General features: G+C 55.7%; 29 protein-coding genes. 16 read left to right on the forward strand and 13 right to left on the reverse strand.

Annotated features, from left to right (window positions below; all coding sequences use genetic code 11):
* Positions 1-131 precede the first annotated feature (131 nt).
* The 4 genes from IPM58_08585 (at position 132) to IPM58_08600 (ending at position 4,828) form a co-directional block, all read left to right on the forward strand.
* Complete coding sequence (locus tag IPM58_08585; GenBank protein MBK9307130.1) at positions 132-1,247, forward strand: DegT/DnrJ/EryC1/StrS family aminotransferase; 1,116 nt, start codon at positions 132-134, stop codon at positions 1,245-1,247.
* A 51-nt stretch (positions 1,248-1,298) separates the two neighbouring features.
* On the forward strand, positions 1,299-1,961 hold the full coding sequence (locus IPM58_08590; protein ID MBK9307131.1) for a YdcF family protein: 663 nt from the start codon (positions 1,299-1,301) through the stop codon (positions 1,959-1,961).
* Positions 1,962-2,040: 79 nt separating this feature from the next.
* Positions 2,041-3,954: a polysaccharide biosynthesis protein gene (locus tag IPM58_08595; GenBank protein ID MBK9307132.1), complete on the forward strand. Its 1,914-nt coding sequence runs from the start codon at positions 2,041-2,043 to the stop codon at positions 3,952-3,954.
* A 31-nt stretch (positions 3,955-3,985) separates the two neighbouring features.
* Positions 3,986-4,828, forward strand: coding sequence for an SLBB domain-containing protein (locus IPM58_08600; GenBank protein ID MBK9307133.1), 843 nt, complete (start codon positions 3,986-3,988; stop codon positions 4,826-4,828).
* Positions 4,829-5,347: 519 nt separating this feature from the next.
* Here IPM58_08600 and IPM58_08605 read toward each other — a convergent pair.
* From IPM58_08605 to IPM58_08635, 7 genes are all read right to left on the reverse strand, one after another.
* The gene (locus IPM58_08605) at positions 5,348-5,989 is read right to left on the reverse strand and encodes an alpha/beta hydrolase (GenBank protein MBK9307134.1); all 642 of its coding nucleotides are present in this window, start codon (positions 5,987-5,989) and stop codon (positions 5,348-5,350) included.
* Positions 5,986-7,416, reverse strand: a complete 1,431-nt coding sequence (locus IPM58_08610) for a pentapeptide repeat-containing protein (protein ID MBK9307135.1) — start codon at positions 7,414-7,416, stop codon at positions 5,986-5,988. Before IPM58_08610 ends, IPM58_08605 begins: the two co-directional genes overlap by 4 nt.
* Positions 7,417-7,435: 19 nt before the next feature.
* The gene (locus IPM58_08615; protein ID MBK9307136.1) at positions 7,436-8,770 is read right to left on the reverse strand and encodes a nicotinate phosphoribosyltransferase; all 1,335 of its coding nucleotides are present in this window, start codon (positions 8,768-8,770) and stop codon (positions 7,436-7,438) included.
* Positions 8,767-9,357 carry an isochorismatase family protein gene (locus IPM58_08620; protein ID MBK9307137.1) on the reverse strand — a complete coding sequence of 197 codons (591 nt, stop codon included), beginning with the start codon at positions 9,355-9,357 and terminating at the stop codon, positions 8,767-8,769. Before IPM58_08620 ends, IPM58_08615 begins: the two co-directional genes overlap by 4 nt.
* A 74-nt stretch (positions 9,358-9,431) precedes the next feature.
* Positions 9,432-9,818, reverse strand: a complete 387-nt coding sequence (locus IPM58_08625) for a cytochrome c (protein MBK9307138.1) — start codon at positions 9,816-9,818, stop codon at positions 9,432-9,434.
* 4 nt (positions 9,819-9,822) lie between these two features.
* Positions 9,823-9,987 carry a zinc ribbon domain-containing protein gene (locus IPM58_08630; protein ID MBK9307139.1) on the reverse strand — a complete coding sequence of 55 codons (165 nt, stop codon included), beginning with the start codon at positions 9,985-9,987 and terminating at the stop codon, positions 9,823-9,825.
* 31 nt (positions 9,988-10,018) lie between these two features.
* Positions 10,019-10,882 (reverse strand): universal stress protein, encoded by an 864-nt coding sequence (locus IPM58_08635; GenBank protein ID MBK9307140.1) that lies wholly within the window; start codon positions 10,880-10,882, stop codon positions 10,019-10,021.
* 478 nt (positions 10,883-11,360) lie between these two features.
* On the opposite strand from IPM58_08635, the gene IPM58_08640 reads away from it, so the two are divergent.
* The 8 genes from IPM58_08640 to IPM58_08675 all read left to right on the forward strand — a co-directional run bounded on the left by IPM58_08640 (position 11,361) and on the right by IPM58_08675 (position 17,984).
* Entirely contained in the window at positions 11,361-11,864 is a 504-nt protein-coding gene (locus IPM58_08640; protein MBK9307141.1) for a universal stress protein, read from the forward strand.
* 52 nt (positions 11,865-11,916) lie between these two features.
* On the forward strand, positions 11,917-12,315 hold the full coding sequence (locus IPM58_08645) for a cupredoxin domain-containing protein (protein ID MBK9307142.1): 399 nt from the start codon (positions 11,917-11,919) through the stop codon (positions 12,313-12,315).
* A complete protein-coding gene (locus tag IPM58_08650) occupies positions 12,312-13,283 on the forward strand; it encodes a universal stress protein (protein MBK9307143.1) in 972 nt (323 codons plus the stop codon). Before IPM58_08645 ends, IPM58_08650 begins: the two co-directional genes overlap by 4 nt.
* 14 nt (positions 13,284-13,297) lie before the next feature.
* On the forward strand, positions 13,298-13,522 hold the full coding sequence (locus IPM58_08655) for a DUF2934 domain-containing protein (GenBank protein ID MBK9307144.1): 225 nt from the start codon (positions 13,298-13,300) through the stop codon (positions 13,520-13,522).
* Positions 13,506-14,897 (forward strand): hypothetical protein, encoded by a 1,392-nt coding sequence (locus tag IPM58_08660; protein ID MBK9307145.1) that lies wholly within the window; start codon positions 13,506-13,508, stop codon positions 14,895-14,897. The genes IPM58_08655 and IPM58_08660 overlap by 17 nt, the downstream gene beginning before the upstream one ends.
* Positions 14,898-15,037: 140 nt before the next feature.
* Positions 15,038-16,285 carry a 6-phosphofructokinase gene (locus IPM58_08665; protein ID MBK9307146.1) on the forward strand — a complete coding sequence of 416 codons (1,248 nt, stop codon included), beginning with the start codon at positions 15,038-15,040 and terminating at the stop codon, positions 16,283-16,285.
* 52 nt (positions 16,286-16,337) lie between these two features.
* Positions 16,338-17,195 (forward strand): universal stress protein, encoded by an 858-nt coding sequence (locus IPM58_08670; protein ID MBK9307147.1) that lies wholly within the window; start codon positions 16,338-16,340, stop codon positions 17,193-17,195.
* A gap of 111 nt (positions 17,196-17,306) precedes the next feature.
* A complete protein-coding gene (locus IPM58_08675; GenBank protein ID MBK9307148.1) occupies positions 17,307-17,984 on the forward strand; it encodes a winged helix-turn-helix transcriptional regulator in 678 nt (225 codons plus the stop codon).
* A 22-nt stretch (positions 17,985-18,006) separates the two neighbouring features.
* On the opposite strand, the gene IPM58_08680 is transcribed toward IPM58_08675, so the two are convergent.
* Together IPM58_08680 and IPM58_08685 are read right to left on the reverse strand one after the other, a co-directional pair.
* Complete coding sequence (locus tag IPM58_08680) at positions 18,007-18,564, reverse strand: hypothetical protein (protein MBK9307149.1); 558 nt, start codon at positions 18,562-18,564, stop codon at positions 18,007-18,009.
* Positions 18,565-18,615: 51 nt separating this feature from the next.
* Positions 18,616-19,104, reverse strand: a complete 489-nt coding sequence (locus tag IPM58_08685) for a hypothetical protein (protein MBK9307150.1) — start codon at positions 19,102-19,104, stop codon at positions 18,616-18,618.
* 251 nt (positions 19,105-19,355) lie between these two features.
* Between IPM58_08685 and IPM58_08690 the strand changes: the two genes are divergently transcribed.
* The 4 genes from IPM58_08690 to IPM58_08705 all read left to right on the forward strand — a co-directional run bounded on the left by IPM58_08690 (position 19,356) and on the right by IPM58_08705 (position 22,615).
* On the forward strand, positions 19,356-19,781 hold the full coding sequence (locus tag IPM58_08690) for a rubrerythrin (protein ID MBK9307151.1): 426 nt from the start codon (positions 19,356-19,358) through the stop codon (positions 19,779-19,781).
* Positions 19,782-19,879: 98 nt separating this feature from the next.
* A complete protein-coding gene (locus tag IPM58_08695) occupies positions 19,880-21,154 on the forward strand; it encodes a Fe-S oxidoreductase (protein MBK9307152.1) in 1,275 nt (424 codons plus the stop codon).
* 58 nt (positions 21,155-21,212) lie between these two features.
* Positions 21,213-21,809 carry a DUF3501 family protein gene (locus IPM58_08700; GenBank protein MBK9307153.1) on the forward strand — a complete coding sequence of 199 codons (597 nt, stop codon included), beginning with the start codon at positions 21,213-21,215 and terminating at the stop codon, positions 21,807-21,809.
* A 50-nt stretch (positions 21,810-21,859) separates the two neighbouring features.
* Positions 21,860-22,615 (forward strand): 6-carboxytetrahydropterin synthase, encoded by a 756-nt coding sequence (locus IPM58_08705; protein ID MBK9307154.1) that lies wholly within the window; start codon positions 21,860-21,862, stop codon positions 22,613-22,615.
* An 18-nt stretch (positions 22,616-22,633) separates the two neighbouring features.
* Here IPM58_08705 and IPM58_08710 read toward each other — a convergent pair whose 3' ends face one another.
* The 4 genes from IPM58_08710 to IPM58_08725 form a co-directional block, all read right to left on the reverse strand.
* Complete coding sequence (locus tag IPM58_08710) at positions 22,634-23,050, reverse strand: hypothetical protein (protein MBK9307155.1); 417 nt, start codon at positions 23,048-23,050, stop codon at positions 22,634-22,636.
* A 173-nt stretch (positions 23,051-23,223) separates the two neighbouring features.
* Positions 23,224-23,547: a thioredoxin family protein gene (locus IPM58_08715; GenBank protein ID MBK9307156.1), complete on the reverse strand. Its 324-nt coding sequence runs from the start codon at positions 23,545-23,547 to the stop codon at positions 23,224-23,226.
* Positions 23,548-23,624: 77 nt separating this feature from the next.
* Entirely contained in the window at positions 23,625-24,095 is a 471-nt protein-coding gene (locus IPM58_08720; GenBank protein ID MBK9307157.1) for a redoxin domain-containing protein, read from the reverse strand.
* A 161-nt stretch (positions 24,096-24,256) separates the two neighbouring features.
* A complete protein-coding gene (locus IPM58_08725) occupies positions 24,257-25,009 on the reverse strand; it encodes a hypothetical protein (GenBank protein MBK9307158.1) in 753 nt (250 codons plus the stop codon).
* Positions 25,010-25,041 lie beyond the last annotated feature (32 nt).

Raw genomic sequence — 25,041 nt, forward strand, 5'->3', positions numbered from 1 at the left:
GACCGGTCGCTTCATCCCGTGCGGTCCCGTGTCGTGACGTTCCTCTACTGACAGTACATCAGCCTCCACACACGTCTCGGGTATCTCGATTCATCACATTCCAATGGCGTCAATGCCGAAGGAGAAGAACCATGAAGCTTTCAATCATACGTCCCACACTTCCATCGATGCATGAAATCATGCAACTCATCGGGCCAAGCTGGGATTCCGGCATGGTCACGCTGGGTCCCACCGTCAAACTCCTCGAAGAAGAGGCGTGTCGGCAGACCGGTGCGAAGTACAGTGTGGCGCTGTCAAACTGTACGGCGGGGCTGATGATGGTACCAGGCGCGCTGGGGTTGCCGGCGGGGAAGGAAGTGATTGTGCCGTCGTTTACCTTTGCGGCGACCGCACAGGCCTTGTTGTGGAATGGGTTGATTCCGGTCTTTTGCGACTGTTTGCCGGGAACGTGCACGATCGACCCCGAGGATGTCGAACGCAATCTGTCTCCGGAAACAGTGGCGATTTGTGGGGTGTCGATCTTCGGGTTGCCCCCCGATAATGACGCGTTGCTTGACCTGGGCCAGCGTAAGGGGCTGCCTGTGTATTTCGATAGTGCGCAAGGGCTTGGTGCAACCTACAACGGCTGGCCGTTGGGAGGATTCGGTATCTGTGAAGTATTTTCGATGAGCCCGACAAAAGTGGTGACGGCGGTCGAAGGAGGACTCTTTACAACGAATAATCAAGCCCTCGCGGAGCAAGTACGCTCTCTACGAGATTATGGAAAGGACCCCGTAAACGGGGAGGAAATGCATTCGCTGGGGCTGTCTGCCCGTATGAGTGAACTTCATGCAGCGGTCGGGCTCCTTTCCCTGCGCATGGTGGACGAACTCGTCAAAGCGCGCAGGGAACTCATTGCGATCTATCGAGATCGGCTGAGTAGTCTTCCAGGCTGTTGGGTTCAGGAGTTCCCTGTTGATCGGACGACCAGCGGGAACTATTTCGTCCTGTTTATTACAGACCGTGCAAAACTGTGTCGTGACGAACTCTATGAGACCCTGAAAGTGGCTGGAATCCAGACAAAACGATACTTCTATCCGCCGGTTCATGCACACGCGCTCTTTCAACGGTTTCCCTACCGTATTAGCTCGACACTGCGGCACACAACCACGGTCAGTCGGGAGGGCCTCGCGTTGCCGTTGTATTCCCACACCACACTGGAGGAAATTAATCACGTCTGTTCCCTCATTGAACGGCTGCTTGGCTGATCATGATCGGTCGGGACGCTCACGTGGCTCGGTACAAGCAGGATGGGCATTGTGCGAAGCCGGTTGTCTAGAATCGGCGGGGTCGTGCTGGCGACTTTCTTGCTGCCATTCATTGGTCTCGCTGGGATCTACGGGCTGAACTGGCTGGTCTTTCATCCCAAACTGGTCACAGGCTTCATTCACAATCCATTGTTCGAAAGACCACAACCAGCTGATGTCATCGTCGTCTTAGCCCAAGAGCGTGAGCGTGTGAGACATGCCGCATCGTTGGTTGAACAAGGATTCGCTCCTCGAACGCTCTCCACCTTGGTTGATCCTGCCTGCATCCGTGCGCGCAAACTGAGGGCGCTCTGTGCGACCGGCGTTCGTAATACCGTGGACGAAGCCTTAGCCATGCGCCGTGTGCTGATCCAGGAAGGTGTGGATCGCGTGCTCATTGTCACATCGCGCGACCATGTGGTGAGAGCGGCGGCGATCTTCGCCGTTGTCTTTTTCGGCTCCGGTCTTGAGGTAAACATCGTAGCCACTCCGCTCAGACCTCTCCAGAAAGGACTCTCGTTTCGAGAGGTCCGATCATTCTTCCCCAGCCTAGGGGGCGCGATGCTCGGGCGTGTTTCTCCTGAACTGTATGAATGGATCATGCCCTATGGCCGTGAGCTTCTTCATGGGCGCTCCAGTTCCAACGCAGAGCGGGTATATGACCGCCACTCATAGCACCGTGCTGCCACTTCGCTGATCAGCCGAGAGGCGGTCTTGGCCTAAACCCTATTTTTTACGAATAAAGACTATTGCCATGATGACATCGTTGCTCCGATTCCGCCCGCCTCTTATCGTCTTAATCGATTTGGGATTGATCGGTCTGGCCAATTATCTTGCGTTTTGGCTCCGGTTCGATGGGGCAGTCCCAGATTGGGCAATGAGACTGTTCATGCAGATGCTCCCGTTGTTGCTGGTGGTTCGGTTGTTGAGTTTTCTTACTTTCCGACTTTATCAAGGCGTGTGGAAGCACACGGGAATCTGGGACCTCAAGAATATTATTGTCTCTTCCATCGTTGGAACGGGTGTATTTTACCTGACTGTTCGGTGGGGCTTTGGATACGTGGCGTATCCACTCTCCATTTACATACTGGACATGGTTTTCGTGATTGTTCTCCTAGGGGGGGTCCGTCTGAGTCGACGATATGTGCATGAACATGACCGCTCCAATCGCGAAACACGAGTGGTCGTCTACGGGGCCGGCCAGGCGGGTGAGCGGCTGGTCAGGGCACTGAAACAAAGTTCCGCAAACAAATATGACCCAGTCGGATTCATCGACGATGATCCGACAAAAAAAGGCAAGCGTATTCATGGCGTGCAGGTTCTTGGCGGCCGCCGGCATCTCGCCCAGATTATGTCAGCCGTTGATCCTCAGGTCGTTTTGTTGGCGATACCGGCCGCTAAGCCCAAGGTGATGCGGGATGTCGTGAAGTTGTTCGAGCCGTATAAGATCAGAATTCAGACGGTGCCGAATCTCCAATCGATTCTTGATGGTCATGTCGAGATCACACAGATTCGGAATCTGGCGATTGAAGATCTTTTGGAACGAACTCCCGTGGGACTTGACGTCACATCACTCCGTCGACTCATTCAGGATAAAGCCATTATGGTGACAGGGGCGGGTGGCTCAATCGGATCCGAGTTGTGCCGGCAGATTGCGGTCCTTGAACCGCGTCTCCTGGTTCTGTTCGAGCGGTATGAAAACAGTTTATTTGCCATTCATACAGAACTGATGGATCGTGTGTGCGGAGTCCCTGTTTTCCCGATTGTGGGAGATGTCGGAGATGACGTGCAGGTTGAAAAGGTGCTACAAACTTTCTCGCCGGCCATCATCTTTCATGCGGCGGCCCACAAGCATGTACCGTTGATGGAGACCAGCCCTTGCGAAGCGGTTAAAAACAATGTCCGAGGGACCCGCATTCTTGCTCAAGCGTCCGCCCGTTGTGGTGTCGACCAATTCATCATGATTTCGAGCGATAAAGCCGTGAATCCGAGCAGCACGATGGGGGTGACGAAACGAGTGGCTGAGCTCATCGTACAAAGCTTGGATGAACGAGATCATACAAGATTCACGACCGTCCGATTTGGGAATGTGTTGGGGAGCAACGGGAGCGTGGTGCCGCGTTTTCTTGAGCAGATCAAGGCGGGTGGGCCGGTGACCGTGACACATCCTGAAATTCGTCGCTATTTCATGATGATTCCAGAAGCCGTGCAATTGGTCTTGCATGCGGCCGCCATGGGCGAGGCTGGTGCGATCTATGTGCTGGATATGGGAGATCAAATCAAGATTGTGGACTTGGCACGGAACCTCATCCGCCTGGCCGGTCTTATGCCGGACGAAGACATTGCGATATCATTTGTAGGGCTTCGGCCAGGAGAAAAACTGTATGAGGAATTAGTCGGGCGAGAAGAAGCGGTTGAACCATCACAATTGGAGAAGATTATGAAGGTGAGATCCGCCCGCCCGTGGACGCTCTACGCGCTACAGCCTCGAATCGCCATGCTGGAACAGGCCGCGGCTCGTCAGGACGCTGATCGCGTGATTGATCTTCTTCGTGAGTTGGTGCCATCCTTCACCCCCACGGGAGCCCTGGTCAATTCGGAAGCCCAAGGGGACGTGGCAGACACGGAAGTATCACGAATGAGTTTGGGCGGGCACATCTCAAACTAAACGACCGTAAGCAAGGTAGGAGGATGGCCTCGTGAACGGCGGTGATGTTCCAGCAAACGACAGAAGGACCTGTCTACAATATGATCTCAATGGTAAAACGCCTGTGACGCACACCGTTATCAGCAAGGTCGGTCTTGTATGTATCGCGATGGTGATTGTGGGAACTGTCACGGCTATGAGTGCCGAACCTCAACAGACGTATCGCTTGGGTCCGCATGACGTCATCCGCATACAGGTGTTTGGCGAAGACGATCTCTCTGTGGAACGCACGGTGGACGGTGATGGCACGATTACCTTTCCTCTGCTCGGTACCTTGCCTGTTGAGGGTCACACGGTCCAGGAGTTTCAGGACGAGTTGACGACTCGTCTTCGGGCGGGGTACTTACGGCACCCGAAGGTGACCGTATTTATTGCGAAACACCGTAACTTTACGGTCAGTGGAGAGGTCAGGAAGCCAGGTGGATTTGAATACAGAGAGGGCGTGACTTTTCGTGAAGCGGTCGCGCTTGCGGAAGGCTTTACTGAACGAGCCAATCGGAATGAGGTGATGGTGACCCGTTTAACGGGGGATCGTGCGCAAACCATTACGGTGCCGATCGATACGCCGGTTCTTCCCAATGACCTGATTATCGTGCTGCAGGCTCCGCGGCTCTATTTGAATGGAGAAGTGGGGCGTCCCGGTGACTACATGTATGAGCAGGGCTTAACCATACACAAGGTGATTACGATGGCGGGTGGCTTTACACCAAAAGCCGCGAAGAACCGGACCAAGGTACTACGCATGATCAATGGACGAGAAGAATCAATTTCAGTGAAGCTCGATGACCCGGTCTATCCGAACGATATCATCGTGGTCCCACAGCGGTTCTTTTGAGGACAGCGTATCGTTTCTCTGTGCCAGTGAGAAAATCTCAGCGTGTTAAACACGTTGACGATGGACAGGCATGGCCGTATCAACTCTTGCTTGGTACACGATTCAGGATGAGCGTTGTAAAGCAGTAGATGAAAGCCAGTCTCCGGTAATTTTTCTCCTCCCTACTCTCCATCGTTCTCTCCCTCTCTCTCGGCTAGCCGCGCAGTGTGAACACCTGCACGTGCCGACCGGGCCATCCCAAACGACTCGAGACCTCACATCAACCGCCCCGTGTGAGTTTCCAATCCTTGTTCTACTAAAGTGCTCCAGAGAAACTGCTGTCTGAGGCAAGCGTAAGCTTTGCCCAAAACCCAGGCTGCGAATCGTTGCGCAAGGGTGAGTCTGCTCCAGCTCGACGGTGCGCTGGGCAAACCAGGTCCCACCTTCATTTGTTCCGTTGATGTAGAGCGGTCATGAGCCATCCTATTTATTCAGTACGGACTGTTGAAGTTGTTGAGCCGTACACACTACGAGTAGGATTTACTGTAAATACCGCTGAAACCACTTCCCGGCATGTTCCGCAACCTGGCCCAGCGTCCCAGGCTCCTCAAAGAGGTGTGTCGCACCGGGGACGATGATCAACCGTTTTTCACAGGCCAGCAAGTCATAGGCGACTTGGTTCATTTCAATAACGGGTTCATCGTGACCCCCGACGATCAACAGAGTCGGGACCGTAACCGACGGCAGATAGGATTCTGCCAGGTCCGGGCGCCCTCCTCGCGAGACCACGGCCTTGATGTTCGATGGCTCTCTCGCAGCTGCTTGAAGAGCTGCCCCAGCGCCGGTGCTGGCGCCGAAGTAACCAATCTTCAAGTGCCCTGTCCGGGGATCTGTTTCCGACCATCTTTTCGCCAGTAGCAGACGATCTGCCAGCAGATCGATGTCGAATACTTTGTCTCGGTTGTCGGCTTCTTCTTCCGTCAACAAATCCAGGAGCAGAGTGGCGACTCCATCTTGCTGGAGACGGCGTGCAACGAAGGTGTTGCGAGGGCTCAACCGGCCGCTCCCGCTGCCATGCGCAAAGATCACCATCCCGGGCGCATGAGGAGGAGCACTGAGGAGGCCCTCCAGGGTTAGCCGTTCCTCTGTAATCTGTACGGCTTGCGTTGAGCGATCGGTCATGGACGCTTCTCCTCCCGAATCGCCGTGCAAGGAGTGGGTCGGCTGAGCTCAGGAGGCAATTGCGTATGCTCGTTGACGCAGGCGCGATCGAGTTGTGTCTGCGTGAGGCCTGTGACCGACAAGAGTATGGCACCCTTGAAGTTTGCGCGGTGCAGGTCCGCTGAGTCGAGCCGAGTGCCGCTCAGGTCTGCTCCTTCAAAGGTGGCATCCTGGAGGTTAGCTTCTTGAAGATTGGATTGGGTCAAGTTGGAGTGGCTGAAATTCGATCCACGAAGATCTGCGGCGACGAAGTTAGCCGAATTCAGATCGGCTTTGTTGAAGTGAGTGTGCTGGAACGTGGATTTTGGGGCGTAGATTTCTCTCAAATCGCCGTTTGTGAAGTTGGCACGCGATCCCCTGGCTCCGATGAGGACTGCACGGTTCAGTTGGGCTCCCTGGAAACTGACGTCGTCGAGCACGGCGTGGTAGAGAATGGCCATGCGGAGCTTCGCCGAATTGGCAATTGCCTTGACCAGGACGGCCTCTTCCAAGTTGGCTCCCTCCAGGTCGGCGTGACGAAGGTCGGCACCGTGCAGGTCGACATACCGCATGTCTGTGCCACGTAGAATGGCTTCCTGGAGGTTGGCGTTGCGCAAGTTCGTTTCATCCAGGTAGGCGCTTTCCAAGTCAGCTTCGACCAGCTGAGCCCGCTCCACTTGTGCATGGTCCAGCAGAGCGCCCTGAAGGTTGGCACGAGAGAGATCCGCATTGGTCAGGATTGTACGACGCAGGTCGGCGCCTGTCAGATCGGCATTCACCAGGGTGGTGCCTTTCAAAATTGCTCCATAAAAGTACGCCTCGATGAAGTTTGCGTCTGTCAAATCGGCCGAGGTGAGATCGGCCCCTTCCAATTGAGCTCGCTCGAACGCAGATTCCCGCAACGTGGCGCCGGTGAGAACAGCATCAAACAGAGCGGCTTCGTCACCGATGGCACGAGAGAGATTCGCACCGGTGAATCTGGCACGCCGAAGATCGGCCCCCGAAAGGTTACTGTCCTTTAAGCTGGCTTTTGAAAAGTCAGCCCCAGCAAGACTGGCTTGAATGAGTGAGACCCGAGACAGGTTTGCTTGCCGGAGGACCGCCCCTTCAAGGTGTGCCCGTTCAAGATTTGCTTCGACGAGTGCCGCACGAGTCAAATCGGCCTGGCAGAGTTCAAGCCGCCTGGCATTCGCATTCCCACGATACTCTGCCCAACGTTCGTGTGAACGGACCATGGTTTGCAACGTTTTGGCCGGTACGACCTTTTTCTTGTAGAGGCTTGTGCAAAGAGGAACAGCGGGTGAAGCCGGCTGGGAACCAGAGGAGCCGGCGGCCTTGGCCCCCGTGGCGGCAAGTGCGATGAGAAGGAGAATGCTCACAGAGAGGGTTGGTATGGAGCGGTGCGTCATGTCGTGTCTCCTTGTTGTGTTAGAGGCTGCGGTCGACTGCCTGGGCCAGGCTCTGCAAATCTTGAGAAATCTGGACGTCATAGGGCGGCCCGATCTCAAGAGCTTGGAGCGATTCGGGGAGTTGTCTTAACTGCGCTGCGGCATACCGTCGCGTCTCACCTAAGTTGGGCGCCAATTCAAGGCGGCGCCCTTCTTTAATGATAGGTCGCAGCAGCGGTTCTCCTGGTCGGCGATCACGGTCTGTCGTGACGATGTCGTGGCTCAAACGCGTGTCAGGCGTCAGGTATCGATAGACATGTTTACGGCCTGGCCAGGTGGCTTTGCCCTCCGATCGCTTCCGCGTGGGTCGTCCCACATATTCTTGTAGTTTATAGGCACAATCCAGTGAGGGAGCATCCGATGAGGTCGTCATGGCCGTGCCCACGGCGAAGCTGTCGATCGGCACCGCATTGTTCACCAGGTCTCTCAGGCGGTATTCATCAAGATTCCCGCTGGCGAGGATCTGCGTGTGGGACAATCCGCCTTCGTCCAAGATGCGGCGGACTTTTCGGGCATGATCGGCCAGATCGCCGCTGTCGAGACGAACGCCTTTCACGGAAATTCCCCTCGTGTTGAGCTTCGGAGCCAACGAGACGATCTTTTGTGCGGCGGCTTCGGTATCGTACGTGTCGATCAGTAGAACGACATTGGCCGGGTGAGCCTGGGCAAAATGCTCGAAGGCGAGGAGCTCATCTCCGTGAGCCTGCACGAATGAATGGGCCATGGTGCCGTAGAGAGGAATCCCAAAGACCTTACCCGCCAGGACGGTGGCCGTTCCGGCAAAACCAGAGAGGTAGCTGGCTCGAGCGGCAAGAAGCCCTGCTTCGGCGCCGTGCGCGCGGCGCAATCCAAAATCGATGAGCGGCTTTCCTCCGGCGACGAGTACCGAGCGTGCCGCTTTGGAGGCCACCATGGTCTGGAAGTTCAAGAGGTTCATGACGCGGCTTTCCACGAGCTGAGCTTGTGGAAGTGGCGCGGTAACCCTAAGAATCGGTTCGTGGGGGAAGAAGACGGTTCCTTCGGCCATCGCGTCCACATCGCCGGTAAATCGTAGTGTTTCCAGCTGATGAAGGAAGCCCGAGCTGAACCGTCCGGATCGATCAAGCCAGAGGAGTTCCTCCTGTGTCACATGGAGGTCCGCGAGATAGCTCAGTACTTGTTCGAGACCGGCTGCGACCAGAAAGTTCCGGTTGGCGGGCAGTTTACGGACAAAGAACTCGAACACGGCCGACCCCGTCATCCCCTGTTCTAGATATGCCTGGGCCATCGTGAGCTCATACAGATCTGCCAGCAGGGCACTGGTCGAGGGATTCATGCTTGAAGCATCTCCACTTGAACAGGCACGGCCCCCAGACTGATCATTGCTTCCTCGGCCCGCCGACCGTCATCAGGAACAAGGTTGACTGCCTTGATGCCATCCGTTAACAAGCAGACGTCGTATCCTTCCGTTCGCGCGTCCTTGACCGTGTTCAGAACACAATAGTCCGTTGCCAATCCCCCGACGAACAGACGTCGCACGGACAAGTCTCGTAACAGGCGACCCAAGCTCGTATTCTGGAATGCCGAGTAGGCTTCTTGGTTCCGATCGGTGGCCTTGTAAATGATGACGGCCGAATCCGGAGTTGGAAAGGACGCGGGCGGCAAAGACCCTGGAGAACCGGCGACACAATGGACAGGCCACACACCTCCGCGAGACACGAAGGAACAGTGGTCAGCCGGGTGCCAATCACGCGTCAGAATGATGGGGTGCCCGCGTCGGTGAAATCGGCGGATATAGTTCTCTAAAATCGGAAGGATTTCCTCACAGCCCCGTATCTCGAGCGCACCTCCCGGCAGGAAATCGTTCTGGATGTCTGTGATGAGCAACGCATCATGGGGTGTCAGGGAGATCTTGGGAACCATTGTCAGGTTGGGGAAATCTGCTGATCTATTGAACGTTCGATCTTCAGGCTTGAATCAACCGGTCATTGGATCAGCTATCGTGCATGTTCCGACAGCATGCGAATGTAGACCACGACATCCTGCATTTCCCCGTCTGTGAGTTGGCCGCGCCATGCATGCATTGGGCTGAAGACGATGCCATGCTCGATCGTCCGCAGTAACTCTTCGTCGGATTTGAGGAACGATTGAAACTTTTGAAAATTCGCCGGGGGTATTTTCAAGGTCGCTGCTCCAGGTCCATCTCCTTGGCCAGTGGGCCCATGACAGGTCCGACAGTGACGTTCATACACGGCTTTGCCACGCGCCCTGTCGGGCGGATAGGCTTGAGCGGAAGCAGAGGGGGGTATCGAACTGCTCATCAGACCGAGGACGGAGAGTCCTGCTGCAAGACATCGTCGTAGGCATGTCTGTGGAGTCGTCATCCTGTTAGCTCTTCTTCGTGGTGTGAGCGATGAATGGGCTGAAGAGTTGCTGCAGTTTCGTGCTGCCGCATGCCGGACATGAAACCACTCCCGCTTCATGCTCCTTTAAGGTTACTACGATAAGCGACTCTTTCCCACAATCTAAGCATTTATAGTCGTACATCGGCATGCTGAGCATCCTTCCGATTATGCCCTGAACGTTAGCCGAAAACCATGAGCGGATAGGCCCCCTGGTGCAACAGGGCATGTGACACGCTGCCAAGCACCATACGGGTGACGCCTCGACGTCCGCGAGACCCTATGAGAATCAGGTCTGTATTCAATGCTCCGGCTTCTTCAAGAATTGCATCAACCGGAGTGCCCAACTTAGCCGACACGCAGGTTTGGTAGCCGCATTGTCTGAGCTTGGCGGCAATTTCCTCGAGAAAGTCCTTCCCTCTGTTGAGAGAATGGGTTTCCATGTGCTCAGCCGAGACGGCATCAATCGGCCAGGGTGGTCTGGTGTGGGGGAGGACGGTGAACAGCGTGATGGCCGGTGGGTCACGAAAGGGTTTCTGTTGAAGCAAGGCGAGTGCCTGCTCTGCGTCATCGGTCCCTTGCAGGGGGAGCAGCATATGACGAAGCGTTTTCAAGGGGCCGGGAAGAATCAGCTTGGCCCCGGTTCCGAACGTCAACACTCTATGCGAGACACTTCCAACGAGCCGTTCCTTGATCGGTCCAAGCCCTCTGCTGCCGAGGAGAATCAGTCCCACGTTGTTTTGTTCGGCCAAGGCCACGATCTGATCCGCCGGAGGCCCGACAACCAGGTGCTTGGTCACAGGCCCTGTATCCAATGGGAGCAACGACACAATGCGATCCAGGAGACGGGCCCCGTCGTCACGCATGTTCCGCTCGACGGTTTGGTACATCTCCTGAGCGACCTCCGGCACCATTAAGGGGTACGCTGGCTGAGGGACGTCGAGCACGTGCAGGATGTGCAGTGTTTCAGCTCGAGCCAGATACCTGAGGGATCGCACAGCCTCGTACGAGTTGTCGGAACCGTCAACGGCGAGCAAAAGTTTCATAAGAGGCCTCACTGACAATCTGCTGGACAGAAGAAAACCACGTACATCACGATCACAACCCCTAACCCCACGGCTCCAAGCAGAAACCAACGTGCCCTTGTCATCAGTCCCCCTAGCTGTCCATCAATAGTAGCAAGAGCAGCAAGTCCGATGCCGTTTGCAGACGTGAGACGTGAAAAGCGAAATGTGAAAGGGATAGAGGGCGGTTTAGCGGTTTCGAGAGGCATTTTCCTCTTACCTCTGACACTGTACCGATCACCTCTCACCTCTTCTGTCGCCTTCTGCCACAAGTGGTGAATCGTCGTTGTAGCAGAGCGCCCCTGCTTCGGGAGGCGGCTGGAGGCAGACCCATGCGCGATAACCGGTTAAGTGTTCAGAAATAAGGTCAAACATCCGTATCTCCACGGGCTCGACCACCACCGCCAGTCCCTCGTGAGTGGCACCGTGCTTGCTCACCCTGTGTCTAGAAGGAGCGCTCATGGGACGAGATTCGAATCTCTTTGAGACTATCTTGGTCCCGGTCGATTTCTCTCCCTGTTCAGAAGAGGCGTTTCGGGTAGCCTGTCAGATGGCGCGTCTCTGCGGGGCGGAAATCCTGGTCTTGCATGTGATTGATACCAGCGCCCTCACCGCATTCAATCGATTGGGTTTGCTTGCTGTCCCGTCCGATGCCACCGCACAGCGCCGCCGATTGCGCCACCATGCCCGCCTGAATGTACGGCAATTGTTGGAGTCGAATGAGGCGGACACGGTGAAGGTGACTCGTACGATCCTTGAAGGGGCACCGTTCGTCGAAATCACCAAAGTTGCGCGCACGGGGAACATTGATTTGGTTGTGATAGGGAGCTATGGAGGCCGGTCCGGCAGTGTGGATAAGATCTTCTTTGGAAGCACAGCCGAAAAAGTCGTTCGTACGGCGGGTTGTCCGGTCCTAACTGTCCCGCTTCCGGCTTCCACTTCCCAAAGAAAGGCGTCGCGTTGATGAGGAGAGGGAGGGGACTATGACCCATGAACCAAGTTGGGTGCGGAGGCGTATGCCAGGAACGGTTCTTTGCATAGTGTGCCTGATGTGGAGCTCTGGTGGGATCCTTGGCGCGCAATCTGAACAGGTAGTAGACGTAACGATTAAGGATTATCGGTTTGTGACGAAGCAGAGTACGTTGCGACTGGGGTTCCCCACAGTCATTAAGGTACGGAATGGAGATTCGGATCGACATGATTTCAGTTCGACGATGTTTGAGGGTATTCCGACTCAAATCGAGAAGGACGGAGTCGTCGTGTACGGTCGTGGAGTGGGGGGAGTCTTTCTCGGCCCAAAACAAGAGGCCACGATTCGATTTGACATGACGCGACCGGGTCGGCACGTCTTTCGATGCTCCATCCACCCGACGATGAACGGCGAGTTGCTGCTTCTTAGTGCGGAGGCGGTGTGACGTCGACTGAAAGTGCACCGAGACTGCTTTTGGCGACCGACGGATCGCGGGGCTCGGCGGTAGCGGCGGATTATGCCTTCGCGCTGGCTCGATCATGGGGGGCCTCGCTGAGCCTGATGAACGTGTTGGAATGTCCACCTGGGCTTGATCCAGAGAACCCCGTGAATCAGCTCTATTTGACCGAATTGATGAAACAGGCGACGACCGAGCTGGTGGCGCTGAAAGCACGGGCGGTCGATCGCGGGATTATCGCCCACACGAGGATTGCCACAGGTATCCCAAGCGAGGAAGTCCTTTCGGTCGCAACTGCCGAAGATCCTGATCTGGTCATCGTGGGTACGAGAGGGAAGACCGGCCTGGCACGTGTGCTGCTGGGGAGTACGGCCGAACGGATTATCCGGGGAGCGCCCTGCCCGGTTCTGGCTGCGTGCGCTCAACCCTATGGAGAAGCACAGGCCGTGGAAAACCGACGCGATCCTACGCACCTTAAACGGATCTTGGTGCCGGTTGATTTCTCCGACTGCTCGATTGATGCCTTAGAATATGCAGCGCTGGTCGCGCAGCGGTCGAAGGTCTCTCTCTCCCTTCTTCATGTGTTGGAACCTATTTCGTACGGATTGGACTTCACGTTCCCCCATAGGGCAACACGAGAATCGATCAAGGCAGATCATACGAAACGATTATCGGATCTTGCGTCGGCGCTTGTCTTCGCCGGCGTTTCGTCCGAATTCCAGGTGTCGGGTGGGCTGCCGACCGACTCCATCCTCGATGCGGCTCGGAGGCAACCGGCCGACTTGATCGTGATGGGAACTCATGGGCGAAGCGGGTTGTCCCATGCGCTGTTCGGCAGTATCGCGGAGTCAGTCCTTCGAAAGTCTTCGTGCCCAGTGTTGATGGTCCGGAGCCCAAAGTTCCGCCCTGGCCATCGACGCGTCGTTTCAGATGGATCAGGATCAGCCAACGTGTAACCGAGGAGCGAGTCATGGGAGCCAGCGTCAAGTCAGCCAGTAAAGTGAAAGACAAATCTTCATCGGCCTCATCTGTAATGGAAAAACCCATCGAATTGCCGGATGGGATGTGGGATCGAATCTCGCGCAAAGCCCACGAACTGTGGGTTCAGCGAGGGCGTCAAGAAGGGAACGCACTCCGCGATTGGCTTGACGCGGAAGAAATCGTGATGGAAGAGATCCATGAAGCTCGGGAGTGAACGAGCGGCAGGTTTTTGGACGTCGAGACCTCCGTCCCTCGATGCGGTGCTGGCGCGACTTGAATCGCTGTCGCGCCAGCCGACGTTCGCCCTGCAGCGAGAGATCGCACTGGCACGGATGCTCAGGCCTTACGTGGGAGGAGGCGTCGGACGAATCGTTGCCCCTCTCGCACAAGAAACCGATCTTGCCGACCTCTCAGTCCTCTGTGATTTCTATCCTGAAGATGGACAATTGACCCTCATCGAACAACTGCGCGATGTCATCACCGAACATATTCCGGATGAAGAACGACAATGGCTCGATCCGCTCAAGCGTTCTTCTCTCGACCTGCTGGAACTGACCGCCACGCCGAAGTCTGGGGAAAAGTTGACGCTGCGGTCGCTCGGAGATCAAACCTCGTTTGTGGTGCCCAGCATGGACTCTCTTAAGGATGCTGCGGCGGGTCAGGTATTACTGGCTCGCGTGGTTCGAAACCCGGATGCCGGTGGCTCATGTGAGGCGGTGTGGGCCGGCGGCGGGCTCATCCTCTCCCCAGCCGATGCCAAAGCGCTGCTCGAGATCACAGCAGAATGGCGTAGAGAGATGGAGATGACCACCGGGTCCTTTGCGTTAGGGGAGTGGAGAGAGTTCGCGAAGCGGTTCGGGCACCTGCTGCTCTGGGCGTTCGCACAGCTCCGCATGGAGGCGTTGGTGGATGCCGTCGTCCATATTCTCTACCGCCGTCCCGATGGGCAGCCCTATCTCTATGCCGTGGCCCTCTATGATCATCACGAATATCCATTCTTTGTCGATGGGTTAACCGAAATCGGTGAGCTTGAGGCGGAGAAGCCGCCGCCGTTGTCCGGAAGCTCAAGCCGGGTCGGGTCGTTTCCACCTGCATGCACCTGGGTGCAGCGGGATCGAAGCAGCGGGTCAGACCTCATCGTTGCGAAGGTCACGTTGACATCGTTACAACTCATGGTGGAATGCGATGGTCCTGAGCGGCTTGATCGGATCAAGCATCGACTTGCAGCGGCGTTTGGGTTTTCGCTGCATTTCCGAGGCGAGACGGCGACCCCACCGGTCCGGCAACTGTCGGTGGCTGAACTCCGGTCGGACGAACCGGCCATGGTGGTCGTGACGAAAGAAGAAGATGGTCGGCTGCTCACCCAGTTTTTGGAAAAAGCGTACCTCGAGTGGTCGGATCAGCCTCATCTTGCACTCGGTCGTGAGACTCCTCGACACGCGGCGGCGTCTCCGGCATTGCGGAGGAAGGTGGTTGATTTGATCGAAGAAATGGAGCAGCACGATCTAGGCCGTCAGCGGTGTGGTCACATCGCCTTCAATTATAATCGTCTTCGCGGGCAGGTGGGAGTAGAGGAACAACCTGGGTGACCCTCAGTACCCAGGAAAGCTGTGATCCATCGAACTTCGAGACCACACCGCTTGCCTCTTGAGGAAATGGAGTATACAACCATGCCCCGGAGGAGGACTCAGCTGGGAGGTCTGTCGGGAATCAGTCGAAGGAACAGTCCATGACGGAACAGCGAACAACAGTCGGTATTCTCGTCGGTGGAGGGCCGGCACCTGGGATCAATAGCGTGATTGGTGCGGCCACGATCCGCAGTATTCTCGGAGGCTCAGATGTGCTCGGTCTCATCGATGGGTTCAGGTGGCTCATGGAGGGGACCACGGGACAAGTGCGTCCGCTCTCGATCGAGGAGATCAGCCGGATCCATTTTCAAGGCGGATCGTATTTGGGCACATCGCGAGCCAACCCGACGAAAAGTGGAGAGTTGCTCGACAACGTGCTGTTTTCGCTGTCGAGGCTTGGGGTCACTCGTTTGATGACGATCGGTGGGGATGATACAGCATTTTCGGCCATGAAATTGGAGGAGCGATCGAGAGGGCGTCTACAAGTCGTGCATGTTCCGAAGACGATCGACAACGATCTGGATCTTCCTCACGGGATTCCCACGTTTGGGTTTCAAACCGCCCGTCACGTTGGAGTCGAGATCGTGAAGAATCTCATGGTGGATGCCCGTACGACCAGCCGCTGGTACTTGGTCGTGACCATGGGGCGCAAGGCCGGACACCTGGCATTGGGGATCGGGAAGGCGGCCGGTGCCACGCTGACGATTATTCCAGAGGAGTTTCGAGATCGTCCGGTGAGGCTCCAACGGGTGGTGGATCTCTTGATAGGGGCGATCCTCAAGCGACGGGAACATGGTCGAACCGACGGCGTGGCCGTGCTGGCAGAAGGGTTGATCGAAATTCTTGATCCACATGATCTGGGCGGCTTGGAGCATGTTGAGCGCGACGAGCACGGTCATATACGTATGACGGACGTGGACGTGGGCGACGTCTTGCGGCGTGAGCTCTCCAAGCAACTTCACGCGCTGGGCTTGTCTACGACCCTTGTGGCGAAGAACGTCGGATATGAACTTCGTTGTGCCGATCCGATTCCCTACGATATCGAGTATACGCGTGACCTTGGCTATTGCGCCGCGCAGTATCTGCTGGACGGCGGGACGTCGGCTATGGTCTCGATTCAGAACGGGCGGTTCACTCCGATACTCTTCAAGGCCATGGTGGATTCCTCAACAGGACGGACCAGGGTTCGAATGGTGGAGATTGATTCACAGTCCTACCAGATTGCTCGGCAGTACATGATTCGGCTTACGGAAGATGATCTGAGCAATCCTGACCTGGTAGGTCGATATGCTGCATTGAGTGGTCTTTCCGCAGAGGCGTTCAAAGAACGGTTCAGTGGCGCGCACTGAAGGCACGCACGATATTTCGTCGAGCAACCGTACAAAAAAGAGGGTACCCAACATGAAGATTCTGGCGACGACGGATGGTTCCAAATACGGCAGATGGGCGATTGAATGGTTGGCAGGCATGCCATTGGTTGTGCAGCCGGTTGTTCGTGTTCTGCATGTGGTCGATGTGGCAAGTGTTCGGGCTCCATTTATGGTGCAACCGATCATGGCCGGTACGGAGCGCTATGTCCAGTCCGAAGTCAACCGGCTGGAGAAGGCAGCCAAGGCGGCGAAAGAAGAGTCAATCGCCTTGCTGGCCAAATTAGGTTTGAATGGAGGGGTCTCGGTGGAGCGAGGTGCTGTGGCCGGCACCATCATGAAATATGCGGAGCGCGGAGCGAGTCTGCTCTCGATCGGCTCTCGGGGGTTGGATGCCTTGGATCGCTTTATGCTGGGCAGTGTCTCGAATCATGCCATCCACCATGCGCCTTGTTCGGTCTTGGTGGTGAAGGAACGGCCTCGGCCTGTCCGACGCATCGTCCTTGCAATCGACGGATCTGATGCGTCAGATAAGGCACTCAGGTTTCTGATGCGCCAGATGAGTCCGACACCCGATGGTCTAGATCGAGAGCCCATACTGGTCATCGTCGTGCACGCGATGCCTTATCTGAAGTATCCAGAGGTAAAGGAAGCCGGAAAACAGTTAATGCAACGATACGGAGAGAAGCTGGTGAAATCAGGGTTCCAGATCAAGGAGGCTCTGAAGCTGGGAAAACCAGCTGAAGAAATTCTGAACGTGGCGAAACGGGAGAAGGCTGACCTGATCGTGACCGGAGCCAATGGACTAGGTGCAATCGGCCGCATCCTGCTCGGCAGTGTGTCCACCCGTGTCGTTCAACATGCCCATTGTGGGGTCCTTGTGGTCCGCTGATCGGCAATCCTATAGGGAATAATGACCCTAGGGATGGGGTTGACGGGAAAGACCAAAGCACAATAGACTACACCCCTCGTCGAACGAATATTTAGGGAGAGGGGGGTTATTATGTCAGCACTACCGCAGGTCGACCAGGACTCGCTCCCTGATCGTTTGGTGACGGGGCTTTCCAAAATAGGGTTGGCGATGAAGAGCCGAACCTGGAGACGAAAGGGACGGCAAGGTATCGGTCCCTTACAAATCCAAGTGCTCACGTTTCTCCGGTCTCGGCCGAATCATTCGGCGACCGTGTCAACGATTGCTCGGGAACTCTCCGTCAAGCTGCCTACTGCTTCTGAGGTCATCCGAACGCTTGAGCAAAAACGGTTAGTCCGTCGGCGGCGCCGTGAACTCGACAACCGTGTCGTGACGGTGCATCTTACCGCGCTGGGGGCCAAAGCGGGCCACGTAGAAAACCGATGGCCGGAGATTCTGGCGTCGGCGACCGAGAATCTCTCGACCCAGGAGCAGATTGCCCTCCTGACAGCGCTTGTAAAACTGATTCGCGCGCTTCAATTGCAAGGAGAAATTCAGGTTGCACGGATGTGTGTGTCTTGCGAACACTTCCGTTCTCATGCTCATGAGGACGCGCAGGCGCCCCACCACTGTGGTTTCTATGATGCGGCTTTTGGCGAGGAATCCTTCCGCCTCGACTGTCCGGAATATGTGGAATCATCTCTGGAGGATTCTCACCCGGGAGTAAGTACTTCTGAGCCCGTGAAGATCGCTCAATCTGCTCGTGCATGATCGAGGGGTCGCTGAAGAATCGTTATTCTCCTGATTTGCCGGTAGCTAGCAGGTAGCGGGGCCGGTCCTTCTCAATTTCCCCTGTTAAGTCTTCCAAAGCCAGCCGTAGGGCTGTTTCGATGGGGACACGGTCGGAACTCGTCACCCACCGTACTGACAAGCCAGCTACCCTTTGTTCAACATGATAAGAGTTGAGAGGCCGTTCTGCTTCACTCATCTCTCCTTGTAGGACGATCTGGTAATAATAGAGACCTCGGCGGGAGGTGAGAGACAGTTGAGTGGTCACGCGAAGTGTGAGGTCACCGGGTTCATCCGAAACCGATGCAAAGATGCCGCGTTGTTGTAGGTAGCCCAAGATCGCCTGGTGGAGGTCGGACTGCGACCATTTCAGCAGCGTGATGCCTGGCCGATGGTCGGCGCCTTCCAGTGAGGGGGCGCTGGTGATGAGTTGAAGACTCCTCGGAATACCAGCAGATGAAGGGCTGTCCGGAAGCGGTGCGACATGAATGTTGTGGACACAGCTTGTGCTCCCTCCCCATAGAGAGAGCAGCAGAAAGATGATCCGGACCGGGAAAGGCATGGGCAGTCGATTACAAAAGAAATGTCTTGGCTGGCACCGCGGTCTCACCAATCAAGGGATCAGGCCTGAGGCAGGTTCTGACACGATTTCCAAGTCGCTCAATGCTCGCAAGGCCTGTTCTCGATACACACGCTCTGTCTGGTCCGTATAGGCATCAATCACACGTTGATAGGATGCACGAGCCTTCTCCGGTTGCTCCCTGATCGTGAAATATTGACCCAAGGCGATCCAGTTTTGGGCGGCCGTTTCTCTGGCGGTTTTCATCAGGGCGAATTCCCGCTCGACCTGCGTCGTCCCTTGTTTCTGACCTTGTTTCAGGACCGTTTCAGCCATCTGATCAGCCATGACTTCAATCTGTTCGTTCTCATGAACGGCGGCACTCACTCGATTGGCCTTGAGATGATCATAAAAGTCTCCGACGTGAGTTTTGATGATGTCGGCTCGTTGTTGGTACGAATCGTGGGCGCAACCGGGGACGATCAATAGGACCAGCGCAATGACACAGGTTATGCGTGAAGAAAAAGAATGTGGCGTGATCATCGTGGACCCTCTTGTGTAAAAATCGAAGGTTATTCTGAATCGGTGGAGTCTAACATATGGCCGTCCAAGCGAGCACTAGCCCCATCGGTGGGTAGGTGGGATGTTGTTTGCCCCATTGACCGTATGCAGGAGAGAAGCCCCCTTGAACCTCTTATGATGGCTGCGCTATCTTAATGCCCGGTTGCAAACGACAAAGGTTCTTGAGGCAGTACATAGAGAAGGGTGGGCCTTCGAACAAGGAGGAGGATGCTATGGGAAAGAGCTTACAAGGGACGAAGAGTCATGACAATCTGAAGCATGCGTTTGCCGGGGAGTCTCAAGCCAACCGGCGGTATCTGTATTTCGCTCGCCGCGCGGATATCGAAGGGTATCCTGATGTCGGTGGGCTTTTTCGGGATACCTCGGAGGCGGAGACCGGCCATGCGTTCGGCCATCTCGATTTCTTAAAAGAAGTCGGTGATCCGGCCACCGGTGTGCCCATGGGCAACACGGATGCGAACCTCAAATCGGCTATCGAGGGCGAAACCTACGAGTATACCCAGATGTATCCAGGCATGGCCAAGACAGCACGAGACGAGGGGTTTCCCGAGTTGGCCGAATGGTTTGAAACGTTGGCAAAAGCCGAACGATCTCATGCCAACCGGTTTCAAAAAGGGTTGGATAGTCTGAAGGCCTAGCCAGGGTATCAGCGCACGTTCAGCGGTCAGTGTTCGGCGACGTAGCGTGAATCCGTCGACGAGGGCTGGCCGCTCGTCGTTTTGGGGAAAGAGGAACGATGAAAGGTCTCAGCCTCATCCTGCCGGTCGATGTGAAGCAGCTAGAGAAAGAAACGCTGCGGATCTACGAGGTCTGTGACGGGTGCCGACGTTGCTTCAATCTGTGCCCCTCGTTCAATACCCTGCTGGACCGGATTGATGTGCATGAAGGTGATGTCGCCAAGCTGACTCCCAGTGATCACCATCAGGTCGTCGATGAGTGCTACTACTGTAAACTCTGCTTCAACCATTGTCCGTATACCCCACCGCATCACTATGAAATCGATTTTCCCCACTTGATGGTGGTCTGGAAGAAGCGCTTGGCCGCTGAGCGAGGCGTCCGGTGGAGGGATCGCCTACTGACGATGACGGATACGATTGGGAAACTGGGAAGCGCGACGGCCTCAATCACCAACAGTCTCTTGGGAAACCAACTTGTACGCCGTATTCTCGATCGGGTGATGGGCCTTCATCAAGACCGTCGGCTTCTGCACTTTTCACGTGAGACGTTTCCTAGTTGGTTCGGCCGTCGGACGACAAGACCTCCGGCTGATCCACCTATTCGCAAGGTCGCGTTGTTTGCCAGCTGTCTGGTGAACTACCAAGTAACGGATGTCGGAAAGGCGACGGTGCAAGTGTTGGAGAAGAACGGCGTGCAGGTCGTGGTACCGCCGCAGCGATGTTGCGGGATGCCGAGTTTCGATATGGGCGACACACAAGCGATTCAACAAGCCGCGAGGAGTAACGTGGCGTCATTGCATCCGTGGGTGCTTGACGGCTACGATGTCGTGGTTCCAACCGCCAGTTGCAGCCTGATGCTGAAACGGGAATATCCAGCGCTCCAGCCCGATGAGCAGACCAAGCAGGTTGCCGAGCGGACATTCGATATCTGCGAGTATCTTATGGGGATGAAAAAGGCCGGCCATCTGGCGACCGATTTCACACTAAACCCTGGGCGTGTCGCATATCAGATTCCCTGCCACCTGAGAGATCAGAATATCGGGTTTAAATCCAAGGAACTCATGGAGTGCGCCGGCGCGCAGGTCGAGGTCATCGAACAGTGTTCGGGACATGATGGCGCATGGTCGGCTAAGACGGAGTTCTTCTCACTGTCGATGAAAATCGCCGGGAAGGCCGTCCGCGCAATCGAGCACGCCCAACCTGACCTTATCGCCTCGGATTGTCCACTGGCCGGATTGCAGTTGGATCAAGCCCGAGGATCGGCGCATACGCCCGGCAAGACCGTGTTGCATCCGATACAGGTTGTCCGCAACGCGTATGGGTTGCCTGCGTAGCGGTGAGCGCAAGGTGTTAGACCTCACCTGTGCGTGCCGAACCATGTGAGGAAATTTGATGAAGACACTTAGGGCAGACGAGCTCATCTCGATTGAAGAGTATGATCGGAGACGCGAGTTGTTTCGGGCTGGTATCATCACACTGAAGCAACGGCGCCGAATTTCCGTTGGGCCGCTGATGACCCTGGTGTTTGAAAACCGAGAAACGCTCAGGTTTCAGATCCAGGAAATGATCAGAGCGGAACGCATCGTCGATCCGGTCAAGATTCAGGATGAGCTGGAAGTGTATAATGCACTGTTACCCGATCCCGGAGAATTGAGCGCGACGCTCTTGATTGAAATCATCGACGAAGCGGACGTAAAGGAACGGCTTGATCAGTTCATGGGTCTGGACCACGGCAACAAGGTCGCGATCACAGCAGGTGGCGAAGTCGTCTTCGGTGAGTTCGAGGGTGGCCGGAGCCACGAGACAAAGATTAGTGCGGTTCATTTCGTACGGTTTCGACCGACGGTGTCGATGAAGCACACGTTTGCGGACCTCACTCGGCCGGTGACCATCCGTGTGGACCACGGTGGGTACAGGCATGAAGTCTCAGTTCCAGGGACAATGAGAGAAGAGTGGCTTGCCGACTTGCTGAGCGTGACCGAGGAGTGACCGCAGGGCGCTGATCTTTTGGCTCAGCACCCAAGTGTCAGTACGTGAGGATGATGCCCACCGTTCTGTTAACCAAGCGGATCGAATTTGCCGCCGCTCACCGCTATATGCGGCCGGAGTGGGACGAGGTGAAGAATCGTTCGGTGTTCGGGCGTTGCTATAACGCTCCCGCTCATGGACATAATTATTTCTTGGAACTAACTGTTTCCGGCGAGATCGATCCGAAGACCGGCATGGTCGTCAACCTGTTCGATCTCAAGCGGGTGCTCCTCGATGTGATCGAAGAATTCGATCACAAGAATCTGAACCTCGATATGCCCTACTTCAAAGAGATGATCCCAACATCAGAGAACTTTGCGCATGTCTTGTGGGCGAAACTCGCGGCGCAACAGGATATCGGAACTCTCCATACCCTTCGGCTGTGTGAGGATGAAGATCTGTATGCCGAGGTCACGGCTGCAGACGGCCGAGAGATCACCACAGTCACCAGGCGATATACATTCAACGCGCTGCAAGCGGACTGTCAAGGGCGGGATTGGGATTGTTTTGTGACTGTGCGCGGGAAAATCGACCCGACGACTGGCATGGTGACCGATATCGGGGCCTTAGACAGGCTGGTGGAGGATACGGTCATCAAGAAATTTAATAAGCAAAACCTGTCACTTGTTTTCAACCGACAGGCCGTCTCCGGAGAAAATTTGGCTCGAAACATTTTCCAGGAACTTGCCCCACGTATCACTCAAGGAACTCTCACCAACATTCGATTGGTTCCATCCCGCGACCTGGCGTACGAAGTATCAGCCTAGCGTTCACTCCGATCCGGCTCACTTGCCTTTGGTCTGGCGTGGAGTAAAGCGAGCAGCGTAGGCGTCTTGCTCCGGCATCCTGAGGAAGACCATGACGCCGGTATCCGGATTGATCGTAAATATTCCGGCCCCTTTGAAAGTATTCTCACCTGACGGTTCCAACTCGATCTGAGTGCGGGCTTTCTCCGTTCCATGCTGAATAGTGGCCTTGGCCTTCGCCCCATCCGTGGGGATGGTTTTGTCAGAATGATCCGTCACGTACAGCGTGAGCTCTCCATCCGTGGCCACCAGTTCGAGGTGATAAGGGCCTGCAGCGAGTGCTTGTCCGCCGTGGTGGGCCGTGACGGGACCGGAATCTTTTGCTTTGTGGGCATCAACCGACAGGGCCGAGAGGAGTAGTGCGCAGAATAAAAGAGAACTCAACAAATATTTCATGATCCATCCTCCCAGAAACCGCCGTGATCTCACCGTCCAGGTCGATGGCGAACATCGATGCTTCGGTAGATGGTGGTGATGCTTGCCGCCATCGGTTTGTGTTGGGTCCTCCTGAGGTTTCCTCACGAGGGTCGGATTTTAGTGAAGGTGGCGTAAAACGGGCGGCATCGGCACTACTGAAGCAAATGGTCTGAAATCAATGCGACGAGTTCGGCCGATTCTACGACTCCTTCGCGTGTCAGCACGAGCTTCCCATGTGAAAAAAAATGAGTAGTGGGATATGTCTCAAATGTGTGATTCTTCTTAATTTCTCGACAGCGACCGGGCACATGCATCTTGGCCTTCCCGACCCTCAGATCCGGAAATTTCGCGGCCACCTCTTCGAGAATCGGGTCGTAAATCTTGCATGGTTCACACGTGGCGAGACCGTAGGAAACGACCGCAGCCGGTGCGTGGGTGAATTCTTGATAGTTGGCGTCACTGACGTCTTCGACCACTTCGCCTCTCATGGGTGCTGAGGACTGAGCTCCAGCACCACTCAGCCCTCAGCCCTATCTTGCTCCGGCGTGTCCAGTTAGTTCAGCTTCGAGAGCGCATCGAGAATTTCCTTGTCCTCGCGCGCCGTTTTGATCTCCTGCACCTTCGCATAGGCGACCTTGCCGGTCTTGTCGACGATCACTGTCGCTCGCTTGGAGCAGTTGAGTGGCTCGAAATAGAGGCCGTAGGACTTCGCGGTTGTCCGGTGGACATCGGATAACAAACGGTGTTTCAGGTCCAAAGAGTCCGCCCAGGCCTTGTGCGAAAAGAAACTGTCGCAGCTGATGCCGAACAGCTCGGCGTTCGCAGTCTGAAATTTTGGAAAGTCATCGGTCAAGCACTTGTTCTCGCCTTGACAGACAGGGCTCCAATCCAGTGGGTAGAAGCAGAGCACAACGTTCTTCTTGCCCTTGTAGTCGCTCAACTTCACATCTTGCTGGTCCTGATCCTTCAGGTTGAAGTCCGGTGCTGTATCGCCCACCTTGATTTCCGGTGCTACATCGCTCATCACAAACCTCCTTATAGGACTGTATGGGTGATTGCTGTACTGAGGTCTCGAATTGGAAGGACCCCACTGCTACGTATACTTAAACTTTGTACTCCGTGGTTTAAAAGCTTGTCAACAGCCTGGAAGGCCCGGCGCGGTACCCGGTGAAGCCGCCGAAAAACTCACGAAGTCTTCAGCTCTCGGAATCCTAACATCCGTCCGGCGGGGGCGGCCGTTCGATAGTTCGTGATGTGGACCGCACGGCCTAGTTGAGGAAGCTCGAAAGAGGTTCCGACTTTCGGAGAATGTCCCACCCGTAGCAATTCACCGGCGGATGCCGACAGGAGTTCGTGTGCTGTGCTGTCGGACAACCCCTTACGCGTGAAGACCTCAACCTCGTCAAGTCCGAACTTGCTCAAGCCCAGCGAATAGGACCACACGCGGTCACTGTCTGACGCATCATCATGAACGATCGACAGGTGGTCATCCAAAACAAAGCTCGTGAGCATGCGCTGCTGCCAGTCCGATGGATTGATATACGCCTGCGCGATGACATCGTACGCCGTCCCTTGAGACAAGAGCGTCAAGCAGCGAGCTAATCGGGCCGCAAGCAGAATGGTGTCGGGCATATCCCTCGGCGAAGCGACGGATGGGGCGACCGCACCCATGAGTTCGTGCTCCCAAGCCAGTTGCTTCATGATTTCAGCGACGTGACTCATCGGCAACGGCATCACCACATGAGCCGACCAGGGGCCATGTGTGGCTTGCCAGGATTCAGCCGAACCGTCTTCATGGCGGATGCTCAGCGGACCGCCATACTCGCGGTCATAGAGTGCGTTGACCTCGTTCGTTGCGGGAGCGGTACCTCGATAGCCGACAAAATACAGGGGTGGTCGCTTTGCCGAAGGTTTGGGCGATTTTTTGCGGATTCTCATCTCAAAACCGTACCTCGTCTATCGTGAAGGCC

It is taken from the genome of Nitrospira sp., from assembly GCA_016715825.1.
Taxonomy (GTDB): domain Bacteria; phylum Nitrospirota; class Nitrospiria; order Nitrospirales; family Nitrospiraceae; genus Nitrospira_D.